At 56.5% G+C, this 25,773-nt stretch carries 24 protein-coding genes and 1 pseudogene; 15 read left to right on the top strand and 10 right to left on the bottom strand.

From position 1 onward, the window contains the following. Positions 1-113 precede the first annotated feature (113 nt). Both cstA and A4308_RS09850 read left to right on the top strand, forming a co-directional pair. On the top strand, positions 114-2,219 hold the full coding sequence (cstA, locus tag A4308_RS09845) for a pyruvate/proton symporter CstA (protein WP_045281624.1): 2,106 nt from the start codon (positions 114-116) through the stop codon (positions 2,217-2,219). A gap of 59 nt (positions 2,220-2,278) precedes the next feature. Then, positions 2,279-2,476 carry a YbdD/YjiX family protein gene (locus A4308_RS09850; protein WP_014169079.1) on the top strand — a complete coding sequence of 66 codons (198 nt, stop codon included), beginning with the start codon at positions 2,279-2,281 and terminating at the stop codon, positions 2,474-2,476. Here A4308_RS09850 and A4308_RS22405 read toward each other — a convergent pair. The 3 genes and pseudogenes from A4308_RS22405 to A4308_RS09860 all read right to left on the bottom strand — a co-directional run. Then, positions 2,473-2,547, bottom strand: a pseudogene (locus A4308_RS22405) (helix-turn-helix domain-containing protein); the annotation flags it as partial. The gene A4308_RS09850 and the pseudogene A4308_RS22405 sit on opposite strands and share 4 nt — an antisense overlap. 61 nt (positions 2,548-2,608) lie before the next feature. Beyond that, a complete protein-coding gene (locus tag A4308_RS09855; protein ID WP_014882958.1) occupies positions 2,609-3,352 on the bottom strand; it encodes an SDR family NAD(P)-dependent oxidoreductase in 744 nt (247 codons plus the stop codon). 59 nt (positions 3,353-3,411) lie between these two features. Continuing rightward, positions 3,412-4,500: an oxidoreductase gene (locus A4308_RS09860; RefSeq protein WP_045281623.1), complete on the bottom strand. Its 1,089-nt coding sequence runs from the start codon at positions 4,498-4,500 to the stop codon at positions 3,412-3,414. 159 nt (positions 4,501-4,659) lie between these two features. Here A4308_RS09860 and A4308_RS09865 point away from each other — a divergent pair, with 159 nt between their 5' ends. Genes A4308_RS09865 through A4308_RS09880 form a run of 4 tightly spaced genes read left to right on the top strand, consistent with a single transcriptional unit; the run spans position 4,660 to position 9,476 of the window. Next, a complete protein-coding gene (locus A4308_RS09865) occupies positions 4,660-6,162 on the top strand; it encodes a sugar ABC transporter ATP-binding protein (RefSeq protein WP_032637214.1) in 1,503 nt (500 codons plus the stop codon). Then, entirely contained in the window at positions 6,159-7,154 is a 996-nt protein-coding gene (locus tag A4308_RS09870; protein ID WP_023332366.1) for an ABC transporter permease, read from the top strand. Before A4308_RS09865 ends, A4308_RS09870 begins: the two co-directional genes overlap by 4 nt. A gap of 19 nt (positions 7,155-7,173) precedes the next feature. After that, positions 7,174-8,238: a sugar ABC transporter substrate-binding protein gene (locus A4308_RS09875; RefSeq protein ID WP_023336903.1), complete on the top strand. Its 1,065-nt coding sequence runs from the start codon at positions 7,174-7,176 to the stop codon at positions 8,236-8,238. Beyond that, the gene (locus tag A4308_RS09880) at positions 8,235-9,476 is read left to right on the top strand and encodes an LVIVD repeat-containing protein (protein WP_014882963.1); all 1,242 of its coding nucleotides are present in this window, start codon (positions 8,235-8,237) and stop codon (positions 9,474-9,476) included. The genes A4308_RS09875 and A4308_RS09880 overlap by 4 nt, the downstream gene beginning before the upstream one ends. Positions 9,477-9,537: 61 nt before the next feature. Here A4308_RS09880 and mtnK read toward each other — a convergent pair whose 3' ends face one another. Continuing rightward, positions 9,538-10,737 (bottom strand): S-methyl-5-thioribose kinase, encoded by a 1,200-nt coding sequence (gene mtnK / locus A4308_RS09885; RefSeq protein WP_032637211.1) that lies wholly within the window; start codon positions 10,735-10,737, stop codon positions 9,538-9,540. A 104-nt stretch (positions 10,738-10,841) separates the two neighbouring features. Here mtnK and mtnA point away from each other — a divergent pair, with 104 nt between their 5' ends. Together mtnA and A4308_RS09895 are read left to right on the top strand one after the other, a co-directional pair. After that, positions 10,842-11,858 carry an S-methyl-5-thioribose-1-phosphate isomerase gene (gene mtnA, locus A4308_RS09890; RefSeq protein WP_045281622.1) on the top strand — a complete coding sequence of 339 codons (1,017 nt, stop codon included), beginning with the start codon at positions 10,842-10,844 and terminating at the stop codon, positions 11,856-11,858. Positions 11,859-11,900: 42 nt separating this feature from the next. Beyond that, positions 11,901-12,371, top strand: coding sequence for an SRPBCC family protein (locus tag A4308_RS09895; RefSeq protein WP_014882966.1), 471 nt, complete (start codon positions 11,901-11,903; stop codon positions 12,369-12,371). A gap of 52 nt (positions 12,372-12,423) precedes the next feature. On the opposite strand, the gene A4308_RS09900 is transcribed toward A4308_RS09895, so the two are convergent. Genes A4308_RS09900 through A4308_RS09910 form a run of 3 tightly spaced genes read right to left on the bottom strand, consistent with a single transcriptional unit; the run spans position 12,424 to position 14,263 of the window. Next, the gene (locus A4308_RS09900; protein ID WP_045281621.1) at positions 12,424-12,966 is read right to left on the bottom strand and encodes a 1,2-dihydroxy-3-keto-5-methylthiopentene dioxygenase; all 543 of its coding nucleotides are present in this window, start codon (positions 12,964-12,966) and stop codon (positions 12,424-12,426) included. Continuing rightward, positions 12,963-13,652 (bottom strand): acireductone synthase, encoded by a 690-nt coding sequence (mtnC, locus tag A4308_RS09905; protein ID WP_014882968.1) that lies wholly within the window; start codon positions 13,650-13,652, stop codon positions 12,963-12,965. The genes A4308_RS09900 and mtnC overlap by 4 nt, the downstream gene beginning before the upstream one ends. After that, positions 13,649-14,263: a methylthioribulose 1-phosphate dehydratase gene (locus A4308_RS09910; RefSeq protein ID WP_045281620.1), complete on the bottom strand. Its 615-nt coding sequence runs from the start codon at positions 14,261-14,263 to the stop codon at positions 13,649-13,651. The genes mtnC and A4308_RS09910 overlap by 4 nt, the downstream gene beginning before the upstream one ends. A 121-nt stretch (positions 14,264-14,384) precedes the next feature. Between A4308_RS09910 and A4308_RS09915 the strand changes: the two genes are divergently transcribed. Continuing rightward, positions 14,385-15,545: a pyridoxal phosphate-dependent aminotransferase gene (locus A4308_RS09915; RefSeq protein ID WP_014882970.1), complete on the top strand. Its 1,161-nt coding sequence runs from the start codon at positions 14,385-14,387 to the stop codon at positions 15,543-15,545. Here the strand turns inward: A4308_RS09915 and A4308_RS09920 are convergent, their stop codons facing one another. From A4308_RS09920 to citR, 3 genes are all read right to left on the bottom strand, one after another. Then, positions 15,546-16,172: an IbrB-like domain-containing protein gene (locus A4308_RS09920; protein ID WP_045281619.1), complete on the bottom strand. Its 627-nt coding sequence runs from the start codon at positions 16,170-16,172 to the stop codon at positions 15,546-15,548. Beyond that, positions 16,157-17,380, bottom strand: coding sequence for a phosphoadenosine phosphosulfate reductase (locus A4308_RS09925; RefSeq protein WP_023332379.1), 1,224 nt, complete (start codon positions 17,378-17,380; stop codon positions 16,157-16,159). The genes A4308_RS09920 and A4308_RS09925 overlap by 16 nt, the downstream gene beginning before the upstream one ends. Positions 17,381-17,547: 167 nt before the next feature. Next, the gene (gene citR, locus A4308_RS09930) at positions 17,548-18,450 is read right to left on the bottom strand and encodes a DNA-binding transcriptional repressor CitR (RefSeq protein ID WP_063308508.1); all 903 of its coding nucleotides are present in this window, start codon (positions 18,448-18,450) and stop codon (positions 17,548-17,550) included. Positions 18,451-19,066: 616 nt separating this feature from the next. Between citR and ahpC the strand changes: the two genes are divergently transcribed. The 6 genes from ahpC to A4308_RS09960 all read left to right on the top strand — a co-directional run bounded on the left by ahpC (position 19,067) and on the right by A4308_RS09960 (position 25,737). Next, complete coding sequence (ahpC, locus tag A4308_RS09935) at positions 19,067-19,630, top strand: alkyl hydroperoxide reductase subunit C (protein ID WP_014882974.1); 564 nt, start codon at positions 19,067-19,069, stop codon at positions 19,628-19,630. Positions 19,631-19,815: 185 nt separating this feature from the next. Further along, positions 19,816-21,381, top strand: a complete 1,566-nt coding sequence (ahpF, locus tag A4308_RS09940; RefSeq protein ID WP_014882975.1) for an alkyl hydroperoxide reductase subunit F — start codon at positions 19,816-19,818, stop codon at positions 21,379-21,381. Between the two features lie 186 nt (positions 21,382-21,567). Next, a complete protein-coding gene (locus A4308_RS09945; RefSeq protein ID WP_045281617.1) occupies positions 21,568-22,143 on the top strand; it encodes a TorD/DmsD family molecular chaperone in 576 nt (191 codons plus the stop codon). Continuing rightward, positions 22,140-24,416, top strand: a complete 2,277-nt coding sequence (locus A4308_RS09950) for a molybdopterin-dependent oxidoreductase (protein ID WP_045134268.1) — start codon at positions 22,140-22,142, stop codon at positions 24,414-24,416. The genes A4308_RS09945 and A4308_RS09950 overlap by 4 nt, the downstream gene beginning before the upstream one ends. Continuing rightward, complete coding sequence (locus A4308_RS09955; protein ID WP_014882978.1) at positions 24,413-24,970, top strand: 4Fe-4S dicluster domain-containing protein; 558 nt, start codon at positions 24,413-24,415, stop codon at positions 24,968-24,970. Before A4308_RS09950 ends, A4308_RS09955 begins: the two co-directional genes overlap by 4 nt. After that, positions 24,970-25,737 (top strand): dimethyl sulfoxide reductase anchor subunit family protein, encoded by a 768-nt coding sequence (locus A4308_RS09960; protein WP_014882979.1) that lies wholly within the window; start codon positions 24,970-24,972, stop codon positions 25,735-25,737. Before A4308_RS09955 ends, A4308_RS09960 begins: the two co-directional genes overlap by 1 nt. The last annotated feature ends 36 nt before the right edge of the window (positions 25,738-25,773 follow it).

Genomic DNA, 25,773 nt, shown 5'->3' on the forward strand with positions numbered 1-25,773 from the left:
TGTAAATCTCTGGTTTGACCACACATTATTGCGTTTCAGAGTTGTTAAATATTTGCCGTTGTTCTAGAAACAAAATGTAACATCTCACTGTTTCACAACAACGGATAACCACGATGAACAACTCAGGGAAATACCTTACATGGGCAGGGCTCTCCGTTGTGGGAGCTTTTGCCCTGGGCTATATCGCCCTCAACCGGGGGGAACAGATCAATGCGCTCTGGATCGTTGTCGCCTCCGTCTGCATTTATCTGATCGCGTATCGTTTTTATGGCCGCTATATCGCGAAAACCGTCCTGGGCGTTGATGCGACGCGCATGACGCCTGCCGTGCGTCATAATGACGGTCTGGACTACGTCCCGACCGACAAAAAAGTGCTGTTCGGTCACCATTTTGCGGCGATTGCCGGGGCGGGCCCACTGGTGGGGCCGGTGCTGGCTGCGCAGATGGGCTACCTGCCCGGGATGATCTGGATCCTCGCGGGCGTGGTGCTGGCGGGCGCGGTGCAGGACTTCATGGTGCTGTTCGTCTCCACCCGCCGCGACGGCCGTTCACTGGGTGAACTGGTGAAAGAGGAGATGGGGGCAACCGCCGGGGTGATTGCCCTGGTGGCGACCTTTATGATCATGGTGATCATCCTCGCGGTGCTGGCGATGATTGTGGTGAAAGCGCTGACCCACAGTCCGTGGGGGACGTACACCGTCGCGTTCACCATACCGCTGGCGCTGTTTATGGGGATCTACATTCGCTACCTGCGCCCGGGCCGCATTGGTGAAGTGTCGGTGATTGGCCTGGTGTTCCTGGTGTTCGCCATTATTTCCGGCGGCTGGGTGGCGGAAAGCCCGACCTGGGCACCGTTCTTCGACTTTACCGGTATACAGCTGACCTGGATGCTGGTGGGGTATGGCTTTGTGGCTGCGGTACTGCCGGTATGGCTGCTGTTGGCCCCGCGTGACTACCTCTCTACGTTCCTGAAAATCGGTACCATCGTCGGGCTGGCGATCGGCATTCTGATTATGCGTCCGACCCTGACCATGCCTGCGCTGACTAAGTTCATCGACGGTACCGGCCCGGTCTGGACGGGCAACCTGTTCCCGTTTCTGTTTATCACCATCGCCTGCGGTGCGGTGTCTGGTTTCCACGCGCTGATTGCCTCCGGGACCACGCCGAAGATGCTGGCGAATGAAAATCAGGCCTGCCTGATTGGCTACGGCGGTATGCTGATGGAATCCTTCGTCGCCATTATGGCGCTGGTTTCCGCCTGTATTATCGACCCGGGCGTCTACTTCGCGATGAACAGCCCGATGGCGGTACTGGCCCCGGCCGGGACCGCTGACGTCGTGGCGTCTGCTGCGCAGGTGGTCAGCGGCTGGGGCTTTGCGATTACCCCTGAAACGTTGACGCATATCGCTAATGAGGTGGGCGAGCAGTCAATTATCTCCCGTGCGGGTGGTGCGCCAACGCTGGCGGTGGGTATGGCCTACATTCTCCACGGTGCGCTGGGTGGGCTTATGGACGTGTCGTTCTGGTATCACTTCGCCATTCTGTTCGAGGCGCTGTTTATCCTGACGGCGGTGGATGCCGGTACGCGTGCGGCGCGTTTTATGCTGCAGGATCTGCTGGGGGTGATCTCCCCGAACCTGAAGCGTACCGATTCGCTCCCGGCTAACCTGCTGGCGACGGCACTGTGCGTGCTGGCATGGGGCTACTTCCTGCATCAGGGCGTGGTGGATCCGCTCGGCGGCATTAACACGCTCTGGCCGCTGTTCGGTATCGCTAACCAGATGCTGGCAGGCATGGCGCTGATGCTCTGCGCAGTGGTGCTGTTCAAAATGAAGCGCCAGCGCTATGCGTGGGTGGCGCTGGTGCCGACCGCGTGGCTGCTGATCTGCACCCTGACGGCAGGCTGGCAGAAAGCCTTCAGCCCGGATAACAAAGTGGGCTTCCTGGCGATTGCCAACAAGTTCCAGGCGATGATCGACAGCGGCAAGATCCCGGCGCAGTACACCGAGTCTCAGCTGTCGCAGCTGGTGTTTAATAACCGTCTGGATGCCGGGCTGACCATCTTCTTTATGGTGGTGGTCGTGGTGCTGGCGTTGTATTCTCTTAAAACCGCGCTGGCAGCATTGAAAGTGGATAAGCCAACGGCGAAAGAGACACCGTATGAGCCAATGCCTGAAAACCTGGAAGAGATTGTCACCCAGGCGAAAGGGGCGCATTAACCAGTGTGCCGGGTGGCGCTAGCGCTTACCCGGCCTACATTTTCTGTGAGACCAGAACGATGTTCGACACCCTCTCCAAAGCAGGTAAGTACCTGGGCCAGGCCGCCAAAATGATGATTGGTGTGCCGGACTACGACAACTACGTTGAACATATGCGCGTCAACCACCCGGACCAGACGCCCATGACCTACGAAGCCTTTTTCCGCGACCGCCAGGACGCCCGCTACGGCGGCAAGGGCGGGGCGAAGTGCTGTTAACCCTCTTTTGGTAAATAGAGGCTGATCTGCTCCTGCTTGCAGCCGTAAATTGCCGCCAGCTCCTGACGTGAACCGTCGAGAGCGCTCGAAAAGGCCTCTGCCGGACGACAGAGGCTTGCAGAAAATATGCGATCAGGCGTTCAAACCGCCGTCCACGTCCAGACCGGTACCGGAGATCTGCCCGGCGGCCGGGCTGGCGAGGAAAGTGACTGCCGCCGCGATGTCTTCCGGCTGACCGTAATGGCCGACCGCAATCATCTGGCGCTGGGCTTCCGCCTGTTCCCCGTCCTCCGGGTTCATATCGCTGTTGGTCGGACCGGGATGCACCAGGTTGACGGTGATGCCGCGCGGGCCGAGATCGCGCGCCAGGCCGCGGGTAAGAGAGTTGAGAGCCGACTTGGTCATGGAGTAAACGGCAATACCGGGCATGGCCACGCGGTTTGCCAGGCAGCTGCCGATGTTAATGATGCGCCCGCCGTCAGACATGTGCACCAGCGCTTCCTGAATGGCGATCACCACGCCGCGGATGTTGACGTTGATCAGGGCGTCAATGTCAGCCAGCGTCATGGACTCCAGCGGGCCACCGCGCGCGATCCCGGCGTTGTTGACCAGAATGTCCAGCCCGCCGAGCGCGCGCGCCGCATGGGTGACGGCATCCTGAATCGCCTGCGCGCTGGCGCTGTCAGCCTGTACGGCTTCACCGTATCGGCCAAGCGCTTTTATCTCATCGGCGACCGCCTGGGCTTTATCGGCTGATTTTTCATACGTTATAACCACATCGGCACCGGCGCGGGCCAGCGACAGGGCTATCGCACGGCCCAACCCACGGCTGGCACCGGTAACCAGCGCTTTCTTACCTGTTAAATCGATCTGCATGATGACCTCGTTGCGAGAGAGTGGTGAGAATCATCATTAGGTATAGACGGTCGGCGCATTTAACGGGGGAATGTTTCCACCTTCTCAAACGCGGCGCGCAGAACGTAAGGGGTTAACTCAACGGGCAGATAATGAATCGACTCCACCGGACGCAGAGTGTGGGTAATAACCTTATCCAGCGCGTCGCGGTTATTAATATCAACGTCCAGTTCGCGTAGCCGGGTCGGCAGGTTAAAGCGTTGATAGGCCGCCACCAGCTGCGCCAGCACGTCGTCCTGGCCGAGCAGGGCGCTTTGCACCAGAATGCCGTAGGCCACCTTGGTGCCGTGCAGGTATTTTTCCGTCTGCGGCAGCACGGTTAACCCGTTATGTACGGCATGCGCCGCCGCCACGCGGGTGTAGCGCTCGCCCAGACCGCCGACCATTCCACCGCCGGCAACGATCGCATCCACTACGTCCCGGAACGCCTGCGATAACTCGCCACGCTGTTGGTCTGCCAGCGCTTCCTCGCTGCGTTCCAGCAGCACGTCGCGGATCGCCAGCGCGCTGTTGATGCCCAGCCGCACGGTCAGGGGCAGGTTTTCCGGCTCAGGTGCCAACACAACCGCTTCGTACCACTTCGCCAGCGTGTCGCCGATGCCCGCCAGCAGGTATTCCGCCGGGGCATTGAGAACGATCTGCGGCTCCACCAGCACCAGGAAGTTCGCGTCGTCGAAAATCTCAAACTGCAGCGCCTGGCCTTCATCGTTGTACCAGACGGAAAGCGGGGTCCACGCCGCGCAGGTCGCGGCGATGGTGGGGATGCCCACGAACGGTACACCTGAACGGCGCGCCACGGCTTTGACGGTATCCATCACCGCGCCGCCGCCGATGCCTATCACCACGCTGACGTCGCTGCCGGCTTCATTCACCAGGTGGCTGACGTCGCGCTCGCTGCAGTGGCCCTTAAACAGCAGGTGTTTTGCCCCCGGCGCGTCAAAGCTCGCTGGCAGGAAAGGGCGCGCGGCTTCGATGGCGCGCTCGCCGTAAATCCACACCGCGCGGGAAAGCTGCTCCGGCGTGAAGAAATCATTGAGATGCGCAAGGCTGCCTGGGTGGGAGAAGTAGTTCGCCGGGCCGGGCACGACGCGGATATCGGTATTGCTCATGGTGTTGTCCTTTTTTAGCACGCGCTAACCCGATGTTATGTCTGGACATCCGGATGGCTAATAATATTTCGCTTTATCTTATGCCTTTTCCGTCGTTGTCAGTCAACCGGCGCTGTGAAAAATTCGATAAATCAGAAGAGTAATGAAGGATTTACGCGGATGGTTTCCAGTCGCCTTGAGATGCGTGGTATCAGCCTGGCCTTTTCCGGCTTTCAGGCGCTGTCACGGGTGGACTTTACCCTGAGCGGCGGGTCGGTGCATGCGCTGACCGGCGCCAACGGCGCGGGGAAATCGACGCTGATGGCGGTGCTGTGCGGAACGCACGATCGCTATGAAGGCGAGATTTGCATTAACAACCAGTCGGTGACGATCCGCGAGCCGCTGGACGCCAAGCGGCTGGGCATTCACCTTGTGCAGCAGGAAGTGGACGTGGCGCTGATCCCGGGGCTGAGCATTGCCGAGAACATCATGCTCGACCAGCTTGCGCAGCCCGGGCACCGCTTCAGCTGGCGTGCGGTTCGTCACCAGGCGAGACAGGCGCTGGCGCAACTGGACGTGTCCATGGATGTTCGGCGATCGGTCGACAGCTGCACGCTTGCTGAAAAACAGCAGATTTTGCTGGCGCGGGCGCTGTCCCATCATTGCCGTTTTTTAATTCTGGATGAACCCACCGCACCGCTGGATGCACACGAAAGCGAGCGCCTGTTTGCGGTGGTGAGACGCCTGCAGCAGCAGGGCATCGGCGTAGTGTTTATCTCACACCGTATTCACGAGCTGAAAGCCATCTGCGACACCCTGACGGTGCTGCGTGACGGCAAGCTGATTGAGTCCGGCCCGATGGCCGATCTCAGCGGCGAAGCGATCGTTGAGAAGATGCTTGGCCACGTGCTGAGCGATATTTACCCGCCTGCTCGCCCCCCGCACAGCGACGAAACGTTGCTGCGCGTAGAGGGCCTGCACGATGACGCGCTGCTGAAAGATATCTCCCTTCACCTGCGCAAAGGCGAAATTCTGGGCATTGCCGGGCTGGCGGGCGCGGGCAAAACCGAACTTTGCAAGGCGCTGTTTGGCGCCACGAAAAGCCGGGTGGCACAAGGCGAATTGAATCATCAGCCCTGGAAACCGCACGACCCGGCCGACTCGGTGCTGCGCGGGCTGGCGCTGGTGCCGGAGGAGCGGCGCAAGGAGGGTATTTTTATCGACGAGCCCGTGAGCATGAACCTTGCCGTGTGCGCCGATAACAGCTTCTCGCGCTGGAGCCTGTTTGGTCATCGTCAGGCGTGGCGCTGGGCAGAAGAGGTGATTGACCGCGTCGGCGTGCGCGCGCGGGGGCCGGGGCAGGTGCTGCGCCGTTTGTCCGGCGGCAACCAGCAGAAGGTCGCCATCGGTAAATGGCTGCGTAATGATGCCAGCGTGCTGATTTTCGACGAGCCGACTAAGGGCGTGGACGTGAAAGCCAAAACCGATCTGTTCCAGCTGATTGACGGCCTGGCGCGCGAGGGCAAAGGGGTGATTTATGCCTCGGGTGAATTTGCCGAGCTGGTCGGGCTGTGCGACCGCATCTGCGTGCTGTGGGACGGACGTATCGTGGCGGAAATCGCCGGGGCCGAGGCCCGTGAAGAGACACTACTTTATTATTCAACCGGAGGATCGGCGTCGTGAGTAAGGCCCTTTCAGTGACTGCGGCGGCGTCAGGCCGTCAGCATATTTTCGATTTTCTCTACAAGTGGGGCATGTTGCTGACCGTCGTCGCGCTGGTGGCGGTGTTTGGCCTGGCCTCGGACAACTTCCTCGATCCGAACAACATCATCAACATATTGCGCGCGATCGCCATCGTGACGGTGATTGCCATTGGCGTATCGATTTCGCTGACCGTCGGCGGGTTCGATCTCTCCGTGGGATCCACCGCGTCGCTGGCAAACGCGCTGGTGATATCGCTTTTCGTCTGGCACGGCTTCGGCACTACCGAGTCGATTCTGATTACCCTTGCGCTCTGCACGCTGGTGGGGCTGTTCAACGCGTTTCTGATCGTCATCCTGCGTATTCCGGACATGCTCGCAACCCTCGCCAGCCTGTTTGTGATCCAGGGCGTGGCGATGACTTACAGCTATGGCGGGTCGATTACCGAAAACATGGTGCTGCCGAGCGGTGATATGGCGGAAGGGACCATTCCGGCGGCGTTCAGCCTGCTGGGGCAGGTGCCGACCATCGTCATCATCATGCTGGTGGTGACGGTTCTCGCGCAGCTGGGATTGTCCCTCACCACGCATGGCCGACGCATGTACGCCATCGGCGGCAACCCGGAAGCCGCGCGCCTCTCCGGTATTCGCACCACGCGCTACAAGGTGGCAGCTTACGTGATCGCCTCGCTGCTGGCGGGGCTGGGCGGGATTTTGCTGGCCTCGCGCATTGGCTCGTCGCAGGTGAATGCCGGGGGCGGTTATCTGATGGATGCGGTGGCCGCGGCGTGGATCGGCTTCTCGCTGGCGGGTTCCGGCAAGCCGAACGCGCTGGGGACGCTGGTTGGGGCAGTTATTCTCGGCGTGCTGTCGAACGGGCTGGTGATGCTCTCCGTGCCGTATTACGCCATGGACATTATAAAAGGGCTGGTGCTCGCGGTGGCGCTGGCGATGACCTACATACAAAAACGCTGATAACACAACAGGATAAAAAATGAAAAAAATTGCACGCTCATTGGTAGCACTTGGATTATTGACTGCGCTGCCAGGCTTCGCGGCCACGCCCGCACCGGTGCCGGCTGCCATTGCGAACCACGAGGGTCCGATCCGCATCGCGGTGATCCGCAACCTCGGCTCCGACGACAACACCACGCAGTTTGTGGCGGGGGCGATTCAGGAAGGGAAGAAACTCGGCTTTAAGGTCAGCACTTTTTTAAGCAACGGGGACGATGCCAAATTCCAGGACTTCGTGAACCAGGCAATCAGCCAGAAGTACGACGGGATTATCCTGTCTCAGGGGCGCGATCCGTACTCCACCGCGCTGGTGAAGAAGGCGGTGGATGCCGGGATTAAAGTCGCCGTGTTTGATACGGCGGTGAACGGCGAGATCCCGGGCGTGACCGTTACTCAGCAGGATGATGCTTCGCTGACGAACCTCTCCTTCGGCCAGCTGGCGAAAGATTTCAACGGAAAGGCCAATATTGTCAAGCTGTGGGTGGCGGGCTTCCCGCCGATGGAGCGTCGTCAGGCGGCGTACAAGGAACTGCAAAAACAGTATCCGGAGATCAAAGAGCTGGAATCCATTGGTGCGGTCTCCTCTGACGTGCAGGGGGATACCGCCAACAAGGTGGGCGCTATCCTGGCGAAATACCCGAAAGGAAAAATCGACGCTATCTGGGGCACCTGGGATGCCTTCAGCCAGGGCGCGTATAAGGCGCTGAAAGAGAACGGGCGCACCGAGATCAAACTCTACAGCATCGATATATCTAACCAGGATCTGCAGCTGATGCGCGAGCCGGGCAGCCCGTGGAAGGTAAGCGTGGCGGTGGATCCGAAGTTGATTGGCGCAACCAACGTGCGTTTGATCGCCAATAAGATTGCCGGAGAAGCGACCCCGGCAACCTATGACTTTAAAGCCGCTGCCATTCCGCAGGCGCTGCTGACCGCCCAGCCGGGTGGGGTGAACGTGGCGTCGCTTGGGAAAATCATTCCGGGCTGGGGCCAGACGGACGATTTTATCGCGCCGTGGTTTGCGACGCTGGAAGCTAAAAATAAATGAGTGTGCTCCCTACGCCCGAATACAGCCGCAATATGCGGCTGATTGGCCATAGCGACCAGGGCGGTCGCCCGGACGGCGTGCAGCTGATGGTGCATCGCGGTTTCGCGTATATCGGTCATATGGTGTCGCAGGGTTTTTCCATCGTCGATGTGCGCGACCCGGAAAAACCGAAAGCGGCAGGTTATGTTCCCGCGCCGCCCGGCACCTGGAACGTGCATTTGCAGGCGCATGACGATCTGTTGCTGGTGATCAACGCCCGGGATCTGTTTGCCGATGCCCGCTTTGCCGATGAGAAGGTTTACTACACCCGTCAGGTGGGGGAGACCGTCAGCGACGTGCGGGACAAAGGCTGGAGCGCCGGGCTGCGGGTGTTTGATATCTCTACCCCGGACAAGCCGCGTGAAATCGGCTTTCTTTCGCTGAACGGCATCGGGATCCACCGCATCTGGTACGTCGGCGGGCGCTGGGCGTACGTGTCGGCGCTGATTGACGGCTTTACCGATTATATCTTTCTGACCATCGATCTGGCCGACCCGCGCAAGCCTGAAGTGGCGGGGCGCTGGTGGCTGCCGGGGATGAACCAGGCCGAAGGGGAAAAGCCCAGTTGGCCCGAAGGGAAGCGCCACGCGCTGCACCACGCGATTATCGCCGGCGATACCGCCTATGGGAGCTGGCGCGACGGTGGTCTGACGCTGCTGGACGTGAAAGACCGCACTCAACCAAAGCTGATTAGCCATCGCAACTGGAGCCCGCCGTTTGGTGGCGGGACGCATACCGCGCTGCCGCTGCCGGACCGTTCCCTGCTGGTGGTGCTCGACGAAGCGGTGCTGGATAACCAGGAGGATGGGGAGAAGCTGATCTGGCTGTTTGATATCCGCGAGCCGTCGAACCCGGTGAGTATCTCGACTTTCCCGCAGCCGGATGAAACCGACTACGTGGCGAAAGGGGCGCACTTTGGGCCGCACAACCTGCACGAGAACCGGCCGGGGAGTTTTGTCAGCTCGACGCTGATTTTTGCCACTTACCAGAACGCGGGCGTACGCGCGTATGACATTTCCAACCCGTATCGCCCGGTGGAGACCGGTGCGCTGGTGCCAGCTGCGCCGGAAAGAATGATGGATACGCGGCCGAATCGCCCGCAGGTGATCCAGTCCTGCGACGTGTTTGTGGATGCTCAGGGGATTATCTACAGCACGGATTATAACGGTGGGTTGTCGGTGATTGAGTATTTGGGGTGAGTGCGGATTGGTGCCCTCACCCCGCCCTCTCCCACAGGGAGAGGGAGAAAACCAGAAGCACTCAGCTGTACTGCCGCACGCGTGCCACCAGCTCTTCCGCGCTGTCGATGCGCTCGGCAATGACAATCAACGCCTTGCCGAGGGTAATCGCATGGCGCAGGCATTCGTGGCGCATGGCGTCATCCTGAATGGTGTCGATATCCGCGACGTGGGAAAGCCCGACGCTGCGGCGAATCAGTTCGGTGCCGCAGAAACCAATGGCGTCATGCCAGACCTTTTTCAGAAACGCGGAAGCATAGCCCGGCGCGCTGAGCGCGGCGTCTCGCGTTTTTTCGTTTGCTAATGCCTGGAAGCGCTCCGCGAAGGTGTTCCACAGCGCCTGAATGTCGATCAGGCGCTGCTCGCGGGCGGCGGCGGCATCGCGAATACCCAGATGCCCCGGCAGGCCGCAGAAGTTGAGCAGCAGGTTGCCAATGGCAGTGCCGACGTCAAAGCCAATCGGGCCAACGTAGCCGAACTCGGCGTCAATGGCCTTCAGGCTGCCGTCCGCCACAAAAATGGAGCCGCTGTGAATATCCCCGTGCAGCAGCGCTTCAGCGTGTGAGAAAAAGCGATGCTTCAGGGAGGCCACGGCAATTTTCAACTGGGCATCGTCGCGCAGGGCGGCGACGTCATTTTCCAGCTCGACCGGGTAGTTGTTGCGTTCGTGGATCTGGTACGGATCGTTGAAGAACAGATCTTCGGTGATCTCACACATCTCCGGGTTGATGAATTTCGCTACCTGCGCTTTTTTCGCGTGCGGATGCAGGTAGAAATCGCTGGTGTGGAACAGCGTGTATGCGAGGTATTCACCCAGCTGACGCGCGGCCTGTGGATAGTGATTGTTTTTAATCAGCTCGCCGCGCCAGATGCGATGGCTGGAGAGATCCTCCATCACCATCACCGCCAGTTCCGGGTCAAAGTGGTGGATTTTCACGGTGTGCTGCGGGCTGTGCTGGTAATGCTCGACCAGGGTTTGCGCCTCCAGACGGGCGCGGTCCAGCGTCAGCGGCCAGGACTCGCCGACGCAGCGCACGTAGGGCAGCGCCTGTTTGACGATGACGCGGCTTGTGCCCTGGGCATCGAAAATTTTGAAAACCAGATTGAGGTTGCCGTCGCCCACTTCCTGCGCCTCCACCAGCGAGGAAGGATCGTCGAGTCCACCAAACTGCCTGGCATACTCCACGGCGTCCTGAGCGGTAAAGGTACGGTATTGCGACATGGCCTGCTCCTCACGAGTTTGCTAATAAAGACATGTAGACGTCTATACATCTGGATTTCATCCTGACACAATGTGCTACAACAACGCAACAGGGAATTAACGACATGCAGACATTACAGACGACCAGCCTGCGGGTGGCGGATAATCAGCTCTTTATTCTCGACCAGCAGGCGCTTCCGCAGGAGAAACGCTGGCTTGAGGCCTCCACGGTAGAGACGCTGGTCGGGCATATCCATGCTCTGCGCGTGCGCGGTGCGCCGCTGATTGGTCTCTCTGCAAGCCTGCTGCTGGCATTGCTGGCGGAAAGCGGCAAAAGCCGTGATGAACTCGCCGTGGCGCTGGAAACCCTGCGCGCGTCCCGCCCGACGGCGGTGAACCTGATGAACAACCTTGACCGTATGAAGCTGGCGCTCTGGCAGGAAGATTTCGTTTCGGCGCTGGTGTCTGAAGCGCTGCGCCTGATTTCTGAAGACAGGCAGTTGTGCGACGCTATCGCCCGCGCGGGCAGCGCGCTGGTGACGCCCGGTAGCCGCCTGCTGACCCACTGCAACACCGGCGGGCTGGCAACGGCGGGCGTGGGCACGGCGCTGGGCGTGATTGCCCGCGCCTATCAGGAGGGAAATGTCAGCAACGTCTGGGTGGATGAAACCCGTCCGCTGCTGCAGGGCGGCAGGTTGACCGCGTGGGAGCTTGGCGAGCTGGGCGTGCCGTATCGGCTGATTACCGATTCCATGGCGGCAAGCCTGATGGCCAAAGGACAGGTCGACGCCGTGTGGGTAGGGGCCGATCGCATTGCCGCTAACGGCGACGTGGCGAACAAAATCGGTACCTATTCCCTTGCGGTGCTGGCGAAATTCCACGGCATTCCATTCTACGTGGCTGCCCCGCAAACAACCCTCGACCCGGAGTGCCCGAATGGAGATGCGATCCCGATTGAGCAGCGCGCCGCCAGTGAGGTGACGGGCGTTGCGGGAAGTTTTGGGGCGGTGCAGTGGGCGCCGGAAAACGCCCTGGTCTATAACCCGGCGTTTGACGTTACGCCAGCCTCGCTGATTAGCGGCTGGGTGCTGGATACGGGCGTAGTGACGCCGGAAGAGGTGGCAAACGGGAAATTCGCCTGAGTCCGGCTATCCTTTAAGGGGTTCCCTTTAGAGGACGATATCGTGACGCTTGATCCTGATACTGACTTAAAACTGGAGCGCGTGGTGGATGCACCGCGCGACCTGCTGTGGCTCTGCTGGACCACGCCCGAGCACATCAAAAACTTCTTCATTCCTGCTCCCCATAAAGTGACCGAATGCGACCTCGACCTGCGCGTGGGCGGTCGGTTCAATACCGTATTTGAGGTGGACGGACAGCGGATGGATAACCGGGGTGTGTTTCTTGAAATCGACCCGGGAAAAAAACTGGTCTTTACCGACGGTTATACGGAAGGCTGGAAACCGGCCGAGAAGCCGTTTATGACGGCGATTTTGCTGCTGGAGGAGGTGGGCGAGGGCAAAACCCGCTATACGGCAATTGCGCGCCACCCGACGAAGGAAATCCGCGAGCAGCATGAACAGATGGGCTTCCACGAAGGGTGGGGGATTGTGCTGGATCAGCTGGTGGGGTATGTGAAAGGGCTTAACGCGTAGTGCGCGTTAAGCCCTCACCCCAACCCTCTTCCACAGGGAGAGGGAGAAAAGATTATGCCAGACGTGGATACGCATCCGCGATCGCATCACCGGTAAACTGCGCAACCCAGCCTTCCGGGTTATCAAAAATACGGATCGCGGTAAAGTTCGGCTCTGAACCCATATCAAACCAGTGCGGCGTACCCGCGGGTACGGAGATCAGGTCGTTTTTCTCGCACAGCACCTGATAAACCTCATCGCCAATGTGCAGGCAGAACAATCCCGCGCCTTCCACGAAGAAGCGCACTTCATCTTCGCCGTGAGTATGTTCGTTCAGGAACTTTGCGCGCAGCGCGTCTTTTTGTGGGTTATCGGCCCGCAGGCTGATGACGTCCCAGCTCTGATAACCTTTCTCTGCCACCAGTTTGTCGATCGCATGCTGGTAAACCTCAATCACCGCCTCCGGGGCGGGATCCTGACCTAAATCGCGGTCCGCGTCCCAGCGTTCAAAACGTACGCCTTTGGCGTTGAGCTGCCGGGCGATCTCGGCGGCGTCGGTGCTGTGCCACTTTGGTTGACTGGCGTCTTTATCAGAATAGACAGTTAATGCGCTCATGAAGGGATCTGCTCCGGGTTTATCTCGTCAAACTGGTGGACCTGATGGTGATGGCTTGCCCCGTCATCATCGCCGCGAATCAGCTGCAGGGTACGAAAGCCTGCCTGTTCAGCCGCGTCCAGCTCCTGATGAATATCTGACAGGAACAGGATCTGCGACGGCGCGATGCCCGTTTGGGCCGCAATGTTCTGGTAAGACGCCACCTCGCGCTTGGCGCCGATGTGGGTATCAAAATAGCCGCTGAACAGATGAGTAATATCACCTTCGTCGCTGTAGCCAAATAACAGTTTCTGTGCGGCGACCGATCCCGAGGAATAAACATAGAGATCAATCCCTTGCGCTTTCCATTTTTCCAGCGCAGGCAGGACGTCCGGGTAGAGGTGGCCGGTAAAGTCGCCATTCACGTAGCCATCGTGCCAGATGATCCCCTGCAGCGCTTTGAGCGCCGTGGATTTACGGTCTTCATCCATAAAGGCAAAGAGGGCGTCAATAAGCTCGCTGACGCTGGCGTGCGGGTTACCGATTTCATCGCGCAGATTGTCCAGAATGGATTTGACCGGCTCGGCGTACTGCTGCGCGGTGACGAACGCCGCCAGCCGCTCACGCGCGTAGGGGAACAAAACATCGTGGACAAAACGGATATCGCTGGTGGTCCCTTCAATATCCGTCACAATTGCGCGAATCATACTCTCTCCAGTTGTCGTAAACGCATTTCGCATTCAAAAAGAAATTCCAGTCCTTCCAGATGACGGCGGGCCTCGGCCACTTCGCGTCCCCAGCAGGTTAAGCCATGACCGCGCAGAAGAAAACCATAATTAAGCGGGCGTTCCTGCGCGTAATGGGCGATTCGCGAGGCGAGGGCGTCGATATCCTGGTCATTATCAAACACCGGGATGGAGACGGTATCCAGATGGGTGGCCTGTCCGGTAAGCGATTTTTGCATCTCAAAGCCGCTGATGTTCAGCTCGGTTTCCCTGACCAGACGTGACAGCACCGTCGCGTTGACGGTGTGAACGTGCAGGACAGCGTTGGCCTCGGGGAACAGGCGATAAATGAGGGTGTGTAGCCCGGTCTCTGCCGACGGCTTGCGGCCTGACGGCACACGGTTTGTGGCGATCTCGACCTGCAGAAAATCCGCCGTGGTCAGGCTGCCTTTGTCTTTACCGGATTCGCTCAACCAGCAGAGGTGTTCATCCTGTCGGACAGACATGTTGCCACCGGTGGCGGGTGCCCAGCCTTTGGCGCCAATCCAGCGGCAGGCGTCGACAAGTTGTGTGAGTTGCAGGTTGTCTGCCATTGCCTTTTACCTCTCGACCAGGAATATTGATATGGTATAGACGTCTAAGCGTCTTGATTGCCAAATGGTAACATCGTGTTATAGTGGCAGCAACATAAGTATTACATGCAGGCACCGCATAATGAGTAATAACGCATTGATTCCTCAGAGTAAACTTCCTAATCTCGGCACCACCATCTTTACGCAGATGAGCGCTCTGGCACAGCAGCACAACGCCATTAATCTCTCTCAGGGATTCCCGGATTTTGACGGACCGGCCTGGTTGCAGGAACGACTGGCGTACCACGTTGCGCAGGGAGCAAATCAGTATGCGCCGATGACGGGCGTGCAGGCGCTGCGGGAAGCCATTGCGGATAAAACGGCGGAATTGTATGGCCATAAACCGGATGCGAATAGCGACATTACGGTGACGGCAGGGGCGACAGAAGCGCTGTATGCGGCCATCACCGCGCTGGTGCGCGCGGGCGATGAGGTCATCTGTTTTGACCCCAGTTACGACAGCTACGCGCCTGCGGTTGAACTCTCTGGCGGCGTGGTGAAACGCGTGGCGCTGCAGCCGCCGCATTTCCGCCCGGACTGGCGGGCGTTCGCTGCGCTGCTGAGCGATAAAACGCGGCTGGTGATCCTGAATACGCCCCATAACCCGTCTGCGAGCGTGTGGCAGAAAGCCGATTTTGCCGCGCTGTGGCAGGCCATTGCCGAACGTGAAATTTATGTCCTGAGCGACGAGGTGTATGAGCACATCTGTTTTACTAAAGAAGGGCACGCCAGCGTGCTGGCCCATCCGCAGCTTCGTGAACGTGCCGTGGCCGTGTCGTCATTTGGCAAAACGTACCATATGACCGGCTGGAAGGTGGGGTATTGCGTGGCACCTGCCGCCATCAGCGCTGAGTTACGTAAGGTACACCAGTACCTGACGTTTGCGGTGAATACCCCGGCTCAGCTGGCGCTGGCGGACATGCTACGCGATGAACCACAGCATTATCGCGACCTGCCGGATTTTTACCGTGCACGCCGGGATCTGTTTGTGACCGCACTGGCTCAAAGTCGCCTGGAAATTTTGCCTTCCGAGGGGACGTACTTCCTGCTGGCTGACTACAGCGCCATTTCCGATCTGGATGATGTCAGTTTCTGCCAGTGGCTGACAAAAGAAGTCGGCGTGGCCGCTATTCCGTTGTCGGTGTTCTGCGCCGATCCTTTTCCGCATAAACTGATTCGTCTCTGCTTTGCGAAGCAGGAATCGACGCTACTGGCTGCGGCAGAGCGTTTGAACACGCTCTGATTATTTCACCGTCCAGGCTTCTGAGTAACGACGGTCTGTAAACAGTTCCAGCAGGCCGTTGATTTGTTTGAGACGCAGCACCTCGTCACCATCCATACCGAGCTCTTCGCTAATTCTTTCATTGCTCCAGCCAAGCTGCGCAAGTTCTCGAACGATTTCAGACATCGCGTTGATTTGATGCCGCCCGCGTGCGCGGTTGTGTCGGATGGTCGAGGCCATGCGGTCATATTTACCGAGTCGTTCCTGACGCAGGCACGTGACAGGCAGGTAACCCTTCAGCTTGCGCTTTAACGCAGCCCGACTTTTGCCAATCTCATGACGATGAAAACCATCCACAATTTCATAATGTTGTGGTTCGTTTTCTGTTACAACAATAGGCTGGGTGAATCCATCAAGTTCCAGCGACTTAATGAGCAACCGTTTTTCCGGTGGGGCCACATTATTGGGGTTGTAATCGTTAGCCGTGATAGCGTCCTGTTTGATCCACAATACGCAGTCGATGGGTTGATCGTTAAACGGGCTATATTTATGCAGTGCCTGGCGAAAGGCATTAATGGCGTTAATTTGGTCCTCTTCAGGAAGTGACTGAAGGTACGTTTCGATTTCGTTGATTATTCTTTGTCGCATAAAATGCCCCACTCCTTGCGTTTTGCCTTCACTCTGTCGCTGTAGCGCTGATAATGTTTGGGTTTGTTTGGGCTGAAAGACAGCGCTCTGCACCAGTAGTCGTTATTAAGTAAAACCTTACAAACGCGGCGCCATGAAGGGATGTCTTTGGCACCGATATCGCCCTCCTGGGTATCGGGAATATCCTCCATGCCCCTCTTCTGGTACCAGTGCAGATATATGGCGATTTTATTGCGGTAATGCTCGGCCGTATTCTGCGGCATGCTGTCGAGAAGCAGCAGGGCATATTCCCGCCAGCAAAGATGGTCCGGCTTGAGTATTTTGCGGTGACCGTAAAAATGGTTGTCGTGCCCGGCGTAAATTCCGCCGCTGCGCGCGCCGCTGACACGTGCGCACATGGTCGCCCAGCGTTCGGGCTCTACAACATGATAGAGCCATAAGCCCTGACGCTGTTCCGGGCCAAAAGGTTCGCAGATGCGCATATAGCGCGGTGGTACGCCGGCCTGATACATAAGGTCATAAAGTGTGTTATAGCTATTGCCGGTTTTTGCAAACCAGGTCCAGATATCCGCGGTTTTCCAGTCGTAGAGAGGATAGATATACCAGGCATGCCCACCCGGGGCGACGGTCGTCCAGGGTTTATCATCGGCAAAGCGTTGTTTACGCGCTGATGCGATAGCCAGAAAACGGTTGTATGACTCATCGGCGCGTATCCCGACCATGACGGCGGCCGGGCGGTTGAGAGAGAACCAGTCCGAGAAACTGCGCACAAAGGTCTCAAAAGACATTCCCCCCTGGTAAAAGGGGAAAAAGGCGGGATCTGTTATGGCATCGTCAGGCGGTTGCCGTACCCACTCGGTATTGGGTTCCCAGCATTGCCACTCTGGCTGGAATTGCGACAGGGAATTTTGCGTGGTCAGGGGAAGCGCGACCCACCAGAAACGATCGATGACATCGCTGTATAAGGCGCGCATATGTTCGACATGATTAATGGTGTAAGTAAATTGCGCTTCCCAGTCTATAAAGAGAACGTCTATTTTGCGTTTCATTTTACGGGCGCATAATGCCGTCAGATGTAACATGACGGTGGAATCTTTTCCCCCTGAAAAAGAGACACACACCCTGGATAAATTCTCCAGGGTCCATTTTATTCGCTCTTGCGTGGCATCGACTACGTTTTGATTCAATGGAAATTTGTAAAGTGACATATCAATCCATTACTGAGTGATAATGATCAGATGGCGCATGAATAATGGGGATGATACTCTTAGAAAGAAGATAATTATAGGTAAAAATTAATCATATAATTACGCTAAATACATTTCACTTGTGAATGCATTAAAAGTAACTGACTGCTGTAAACAGTCAGTTATAATTATTGGGGTAAGTTTAAGTCATCAATAAAATTGGAGAAGGAAGCATTATTCAGTGCTGAGCGATTGTACATCATATAAACCGGGACTGTCGGGAAGGTAATGTCAGTCTCAATCTTACGGAGATTTAATGCCGGGCCATACTGCTCAAAGGCTGGCGTAGGGGCTAATCCAATCAGTTCGGAATTGCCTATCATCGACAGCAGTGAGATAAAGGAGTCGCTGCGGAACAGGATATTTCGTTCGGGAAGCAGTTGCTCAGTATGCTCCTGAAAATTCTTCACGCTCAACTCATCACTCAGGTAGGCCGTAAATTTTTCCTGAAGAATTTCGTCACGCGTCGCCTGTAAACCCAGACGGGGGTGATCCTGACGGCAAACCAGCGTAAAAGACATCTGCTGGAACAAGCAGCAGGCCGTTGAACGGCTATTCAGCGGGGCGAAAGAGAAGACAAGGTCCGCTTTTCGGTATGCCAGCAGGTCTTCTGCTGAGTCCGGGGCAAGGAAGACATCATGCAGCTCAACCTGATAGTTATACTTCTCGATCAGGATTTTCATCGGATCCAGCATGATTTTAGGCGTCATAAACTGCGGACCGTAAATGACAAAGCTCTTCTTCAACCCGTTGCTGTGCATCATATTGATGGTTTGCTCAAGCTGATTGAGGTTTTGTTCAAGATGATGATGAAGGTTGACGCCAACCGTAGTGGGGGTGATGCCCTTACCTGAACGAATAAACAAGGGATCGTTGAGTTGTCCGCGCAGACGCTGCAATGACTGACTCACTGCTGAGGGAGTAATATAGAGCGTCTCAGCCGCTTTACTGATACTCAAATGTTGATAGATACATTCAAAAATGACTAGCAGGTTGAGATCAAATTTTTTAAGATCGTAGAGATTTGCCATGTGTCGTCCTGATGATGTCGTGTTTGCATGAGTTATCACATCACTGATAACTATAGTTTGAAGTTAACCATTTACAATCCTTTCGGTTAACTCTCTTAATTTTAAATTAAACGCGTCTTAATATATCACGACGTCAGATTATTAAAATAGTACTTCAAAGATGATTAAGATAATTTTATCTCACTAAGAGGCACTTTAATTGACAATTGTCATTTATATATTGAGTTATTTTTATAATAAAAATTAATTTATAACGCCCCGTCATTATGTTCGAAACTGCCTATCACAGCCATAGGCAGGAATGCCTCTCCCGTGGATTGCTCAAGCCTGGCACGGATGGTGTAATTAAACGGCTGTTACCACCTTGATGTTAAGGGCGTAGAGCGCAACGCAACGCCAGCTTAAGCTGGCACTGAATGTACCTGCGGGGAATTCAGGTAAAAGGGCCGCCCGTAGAGGCGGCCTTTTTACTTTTGGCGTTTCCTTTAAAAGGTTCACCTTACTGTCTTGTTGATGTTGTTAGGTATGGCTGATTGATTTGATAAAGCAAACGCATTAGCCCCGATGAGCAAAGTTAGTTACCTTACATCTCAACGAAAACACGGAGGAAGTACAGATGTCTTTGATTAATACCAAAATTAAACCTTTCAAAAACCAGGCGTTCAAAAACGGTGAGTTCATTGAAGTCACTGAGAAAGATACTGAAGGTCGCTGGAGCGTGTTCTTCTTCTATCCGGCTGACTTTACCTTCGTTTGCCCGACCGAACTGGGTGACGTGGCTGACCACTATGAAGAACTGCAGAAGCTGGGCGTAGACGTTTACTCTGTCTCTACCGATACCCACTTCACCCACAAAGCGTGGCACAGCAGCTCTGAAACCATCGCGAAAATTAAATACGCGATGATCGGCGACCCGACTGGCGCCCTGACCCGTAACTTCGACAATATGCGTGAAGATGAAGGTCTGGCCGACCGTGCGACCTTCGTTGTTGACCCGCAGGGCATTATCCAGGCTATCGAAGTTACCGCTGAAGGTATCGGCCGTGATGCGTCTGACCTGCTGCGTAAAGTGAAAGCCGCTCAGTACGTGGCTTCCCACCCAGGCGAAGTGTGCCCGGCGAAATGGAAAGAAGGCGAAGCGACGCTGGCTCCATCTTTAGACCTGGTCGGCAAGATCTAAGTCTGCAAAGCCTGGCGGCGCCGCGTTTGCACAGGCCTACAGTATCGTAGGCCGGGTAAACGAAGTGCCACCCGGCAATCCATGGGCGCGCCCGCGCCCATTTCATTAGCACCATGATGCAAGTTGCATTCAGGCCGCCCCTATAAGGCAGCTTGCATGATGACGTCTTAAGAGAGGGAAGAACAATGCTCGACGCGAATATGAAAACCCAGCTCAAGGCCTACCTTGAGAAACTGACCAAACCTGTTGAGCTGATTGCCACGCTGGATGACAGCGCGAAATCGGCAGAGATCAAGGAACTGCTGGCAGAGATCGCTGAACTGTCACCGAAAGTGACCTTCAAAGAAGACAATACGCTTGCAGTCCGTAAGCCTTCTTTCCTGATCGCCAACCCGGGTTCTGATCAGGGGCCGCGCTTTGCCGGCTCTCCGCTGGGGCATGAATTTACCTCACTGGTGCTGGCGCTGCTGTGGACCGGTGGGCATCCGTCTAAAGAAGCGCAGGCCCTGCTGGAGCAGATCCGCGACATCGACGGTGATTTCGAGTTTGAAACCTATTACTCACTCTCCTGTCACAACTGCCCGGACGTGGTGCAGGCGCTGAACCTGATGTCGGTGCTGAACCCGCGCATTAAACACACGGCGATTGACGGCGGTACGTTCCAGAATGAGATCACCGAGCGTAACGTAATGGGCGTGCCGGCGGTCTATCTGAATGGTCAGGAGTTTGGTCAGGGCCGCATGACGCTGACGGAAATTGTTGCCAAAGTGGATACCGGCGCAGAAAAACGCGCAGCAGAAGCGCTGAACAAACGTGATGCCTACGATGTGCTGATCGTCGGTTCCGGCCCGGCGGGCGCGGCAGCGGCGGTTTACTCCGCGCGTAAAGGGATCCGTACCGGTCTGATGGGTGAACGCTTTGGCGGCCAGGTACTGGATACCGTGGACATCGAAAACTACATTTCCGTGCCGAAAACCGAAGGCCAGAAACTGGCTGGCGCACTTAAAGCGCACGTCAGCGACTATGACGTGGATGTCATCGACAGCCAGAGCGCCAGCAAGCTGGTTCCTGCTGCGGTCGAAGGCGGTTTACACCAGATTGAAACGGCATCCGGCGCGGTGCTGAAAGCGCGTAGCATTATCATTGCCACCGGCGCGAAATGGCGCAACATGAACGTTCCGGGTGAAGATCAGTACCGCACCAAAGGTGTGACCTACTGCCCGCACTGTGACGGTCCGCTGTTTAAAGGTAAACGCGTAGCGGTGATCGGCGGCGGTAACTCCGGCGTGGAAGCGGCTATCGACCTGGCGGGGATTGTGGAACATGTGACCCTGCTGGAGTTCGCGCCAGAGATGAAGGCCGACCAGGTTCTGCAGGATAAAGTTCGCAGCCTGAAAAACGTCGACATCATCCTGAACGCGCAGACCACGGAAGTGAAGGGCGACGGCAGCAAAGTGACCGGCCTGGAATACCGTGACCGCATCAGCGGCGACGTGCACAGCGTTCAGCTTTCGGGGATTTTCGTGCAGATTGGTCTGCTGCCAAACACCACCTGGCTGGAAGGCGCGATTGAGCGCAACCGTATGGGCGAGATCATCATTGATGCGAAATGTGAAACCAGCGTAAAAGGCGTCTTCGCCGCAGGTGACTGTACGACCGTGCCGTACAAACAGATCATCATTGCCACGGGCGAAGGTGCGAAAGCGTCCCTGAGTTCGTTTGACTATCTGATTCGCACCAAAACCGCATAAAAAAAAGTAAGACGATACCTGCAGTAGCCACCTCATCATGGGGTGGCTTTTTTATTGGTTTTTTTTATTCTCAATTATTGTCGTGATTGAACGCTTCATGCGTTAACTACCTGCTTCGATCAAAGAAATTAATAAGCCTGCTGATAATATCTCGTCGTTTTCTGTTGATAAATATTTATATTTAACATGAATGATAAAGATATATTCACACCTTCAATATATGAGGCGTTAACACCCTTTGAAATAAATGGGTTGATGTTTCGTGATTTCTTCAACGCGGCGGATATGACCTCGCGATGCGCCTCGTTACGCTATTTTTTCCCTGAGAGTGAGTCCTGGCCGCAGGATGAGGCGTTAAACGTCGAGTATGACTTCAATGTGCTGTTTGTCGGCCCGGCGACGCTGCTGGCGCCACCTTATGCCTCGGTTTATCTGGACGACGAGCCTCTGCTAATGGGGGCGACAACGCTGAGCGTGCGCGAATTCCTGCAGAGCATTGGGCTGTCCGTTACCGCGGAAAATAGCGTCCCCGACGACCATATCAGCTATGAAATTGAACTGGCCGTAATGCTATTAGTGCATGCCAGACATTCACCGCAATATCATGAAGCACTTACCCGTTTTGTCCGCGCGCATCTCGAATTATGGCTCCCGGCATTTATCGCAAAAATAAAGGATTGTGCGAAAACAGCCGTAATTAAATGCCTCGCCGTGCTACTGACTAATTGGTTTGATGAATTAAAAACGAGAGTAATATTATGACTATTGATAAAGGGCAGCTTAACCGGCGCTCCTTTTTAAAAGGACTGATTGCGCTAGGTACCGTCGCCGCATTACCCGGCGGATTATTATCCTCCCGATGTGCCATGGCACAACCGCCCATTCCGTTTAACCCGAAAACCTACAAAATCTTCCGTAACGCCTGTCCGCGTAACTGCTATGACACCTGCAGCTTAAAAACGTGGGTGAAAGATGACGTGATTACCTTCGTCGAGGGGGCAAGCGAATCCACCTTTACCCACGGTGCGCCGTGCGTGAAAGGGCTGACCTACCCGCGCCGGGTCTACTCGCCGGACCGTATAAAATACCCGATGATTCAGGACGGACGCGGCAGCGGCAAATGGCGACGCATCTCCTGGGATGAGGCCATGCAGCGGATCGCCAGCAAGATGCTGGAGATCAAAAAGAAAGATGGCTCCCTGCTTGGCCTGGCGCTGACCAAATATTCCGGCAACCTGGGGGTGATGAGCTATGCCGTGGAGGGGATGATGTCCTCGCTCGGCTACACCACGCGTTTTGCCGGTACGCCGTGCTGGCCTGCGGGCATTGACGCACAGCACTACGACATGGGCGACATGTGGTGTAACGACCCGGAAGATCTGGTTAAAGCCAAATACATTATCCTCTGGGGGGCGAACCCGGCCTGGTGCTCCATGCACACCATGAAGTACATCTATCAGGCCCGCGAGAAAGGGGCGAAAGTGGTAGTTATCGATCCGCTGTTCTCGCAAACTGCCGCGAAAGCCGACCTCTATCTGCGCGTGCGTTCAGGTTCAGACGGTGCGCTGGCGCTGGGTATGGCGCGCCATCTGGTGGACACCGGCCGCGTGGACCAGGAGTTCGTCAATCATTTCGCGCACGGGTATCCGGAGTTTGAGCAGTACTTGCTCAACAACATCACGGTAGAGTGGGCATCGGAAATTTGTGGTCTGGCGCCGGATGTGATTCGCCAGCTTGCCGAGGAGTTCACGGCGGTTAAGCCTTCCACCGTCTGGATTGGTTACGGTATGCAGCGCCACGTGAACGGCGGCGCGAACGTGCGTGCGATTGATGCCTTTGTCGCCATGACCGGCAATATCGGCGTAGAAGGCGGTGGCGCTCGCTACGGCCATCTGCAGACCTGGGGCTATAACTACCACGCAATGACGCAGACACCCCCGGTGGGTTCTGTAGGGATGGAAGGGGCATCAGGCCCGGTGGGCGAGTTTGTCAGCGATAGCGGCGAAAAGCGCAAGTACTCTGACCGCGCGCTCAACCTGAACCAGACTGCGCAAAGCATTCTGGACGCCAACGATCCCCCTATCCGCATGCTGTGGGTGGCCTGTAAGAACCCGTTTGCCCAGGACTTCGACCGCAACAAGATGAAAAAAGCGTTCGACAAGCTGGAAATGGTGGTGTGCGTGGATCAGTTCTTTAACGAGACGGTTCAGCACGCGGATATCGTTCTGCCTGTCACCACCACCTTCGAGCACTGGAGCGCCTCTTCGTCTTACTGGCACTACTGGCTGACGGTAAACGAACCTGCCATCAAGCCGATGTACGAATGCAAGAGCGACCTGGATATTGCCGTGTTGCTCTCCCGTACCATCAACAAAATGGAACCGGGCTCTTGCACCTTCCCACAGGATGTTGACCAGAAAAAATGGCTGGATCTGGAATTCAACGACGGGCTGGCGAAGCAGTTTGGCATCAGCTCCTGGGACGATCTGCTGAAGGGGCCGGTGAAGGCCAAAATGCCGAGCAGCGCAGCCTGGCACGATCGGAAGTTCAAAACGCCGTCAGGCAAGTATGAGTTTTTATCCGCGCGCTGCGAAGAGAACGGCCATAAAGCACTGCCGGAATATCTGCCAGCCGCAGAAGGTAAACTGCCGTTCCAGCTCTTTACGCCGCACCTGCAGTACGGCCTGCATTCGCAGTTCGTTAACCTTGACTGGATGCAGGTCTTCTGGCCGGAGCCCTTTGTCTATATCCACCCGGTTGCTGCGAAGAAAAAGGGGATCCGAGACCTGGCGACAGTGCGGGTATTCAACGAGATCGGCGAGGTTCAACTGCGTGCCAAAGTCACCACCAATGTACCGGAAGATTTCCTGGTCATGTACGAATCCTGGTTCAACAAGCTCAGCTATAACGTGCAGAACGTGGTGAAAGATACCCCGGCCGATATGGGTAAAATGGCCACCGGTGCACCGGGCGCGGCTATTCACGATCAGTTTGTCGATATTGTCCTCATTGCCAATGAAGGAGCGGACGCATGAGACGCGCATTTTTAGTGAACAGTGATAAATGTATTGGTTGCCGCGGATGCGCCATGGCCTGTAAGAGCTTCAACCAGCTCGAACCCGAACGTTTCTGGCGCTATGTCTACCCGCTGGATAAAGAAATTTACCCGCATGAGGAGCGTGCGTTCTTTTCGCTGGCCTGTAACCACTGTGAAAACCCCGCTTGTCTGGCGGCGTGCCCGGTGGAAGCCTACACCAAACGTGATGATGGCGTGGTGGTGCATAACCCTGAGCGCTGCATCGGCTGTAAAAACTGTATCCGCAATTGTCCGTATGGCGCTCCGCGCTTCAATGAGGAAACGCAGAAGGCCGAGAAGTGCAGCATGTGCTATGAGCGTCTGGATATCGGCTTGAATCCTGCCTGCGTTAACGCCTGTCCGGTTGGGGCGCTGACCCTGATCGATCTGGATGCCGATCCGCTGCCAAATAATGCCGTGCAGTATCCGCCGGGCTTCCCAAAAATGCCGCAGCTTAATCCGGGTACGCGCTTCATTCTGGCACGCCAGCCGAAACAGCCGGGGGACAAATAATGGAAAAGTACGAACTGCCGTTGGTGATTTTTACCGTGCTGAGCCAGATGTCCGTTGGGATGACGCTCCTGTTGAGCTGGCGCACGCTGCGTGGCGAAGTGCAGGGCAACCGTCTTCACTGGCTGATCACGGGGCTGATCCTGGGGGTTGCCTCCATCGCCGCGGTATTGCATCTGGCGCACCCGGAACACGCTTATAATGCGTTAATCAACCTGAAACATGCCTGGCTGAGCCGTGAGATTCTCGGCGCGACGCTGTATGGCGGCACAATTGGCCTGGCTTTTCTTACGAAAGGCAACAAAGGCGCAGCGCTGCTGGCGTCCCTGTTCGGGATACTGCTGGTGGTGGTGCAGGGGATGACCTACGCCGCGCCGGCGATGCAGGCCATTGCCAACGGCATCACCATGATGCTGTTCTTTGCCACCGTCTGGGTGTTGGGCTGTGCAGCTACACCGCTGCTCGGGATGAAAGCGTCAGCTGTCGCACTGCGTCAGGGCATTATCGCCCTGATGGCGCTGCTGATTGCCGCACCGGTACTCTGGCTCAGCGGCGGCACCATCATGAAAATGACCGCTCACGCCTGGTTAAGCTCGCCGCTCTATCTGGGCTGCCTGCTGTGCTGCGTCGTGGGGTTCACGTTGTCGCTAAGGCGCCATCCGATGCAGAAAGCCGTATTTGTTATCCTGCTGGTGGGCGTGGTACTCAGCCGCCTGACCTTCTTCGGTGATACCGTCAGTACCATCGTCAATATTGGTCATCTGTACTGATAAACAAAACCCCGCGCAAGCGGGGTTTTTTATGGG

It is taken from the genome of Enterobacter sp. ODB01 (assembly GCF_001623605.1).
GTDB lineage: Bacteria > Pseudomonadota > Gammaproteobacteria > Enterobacterales > Enterobacteriaceae > Enterobacter > Enterobacter kobei.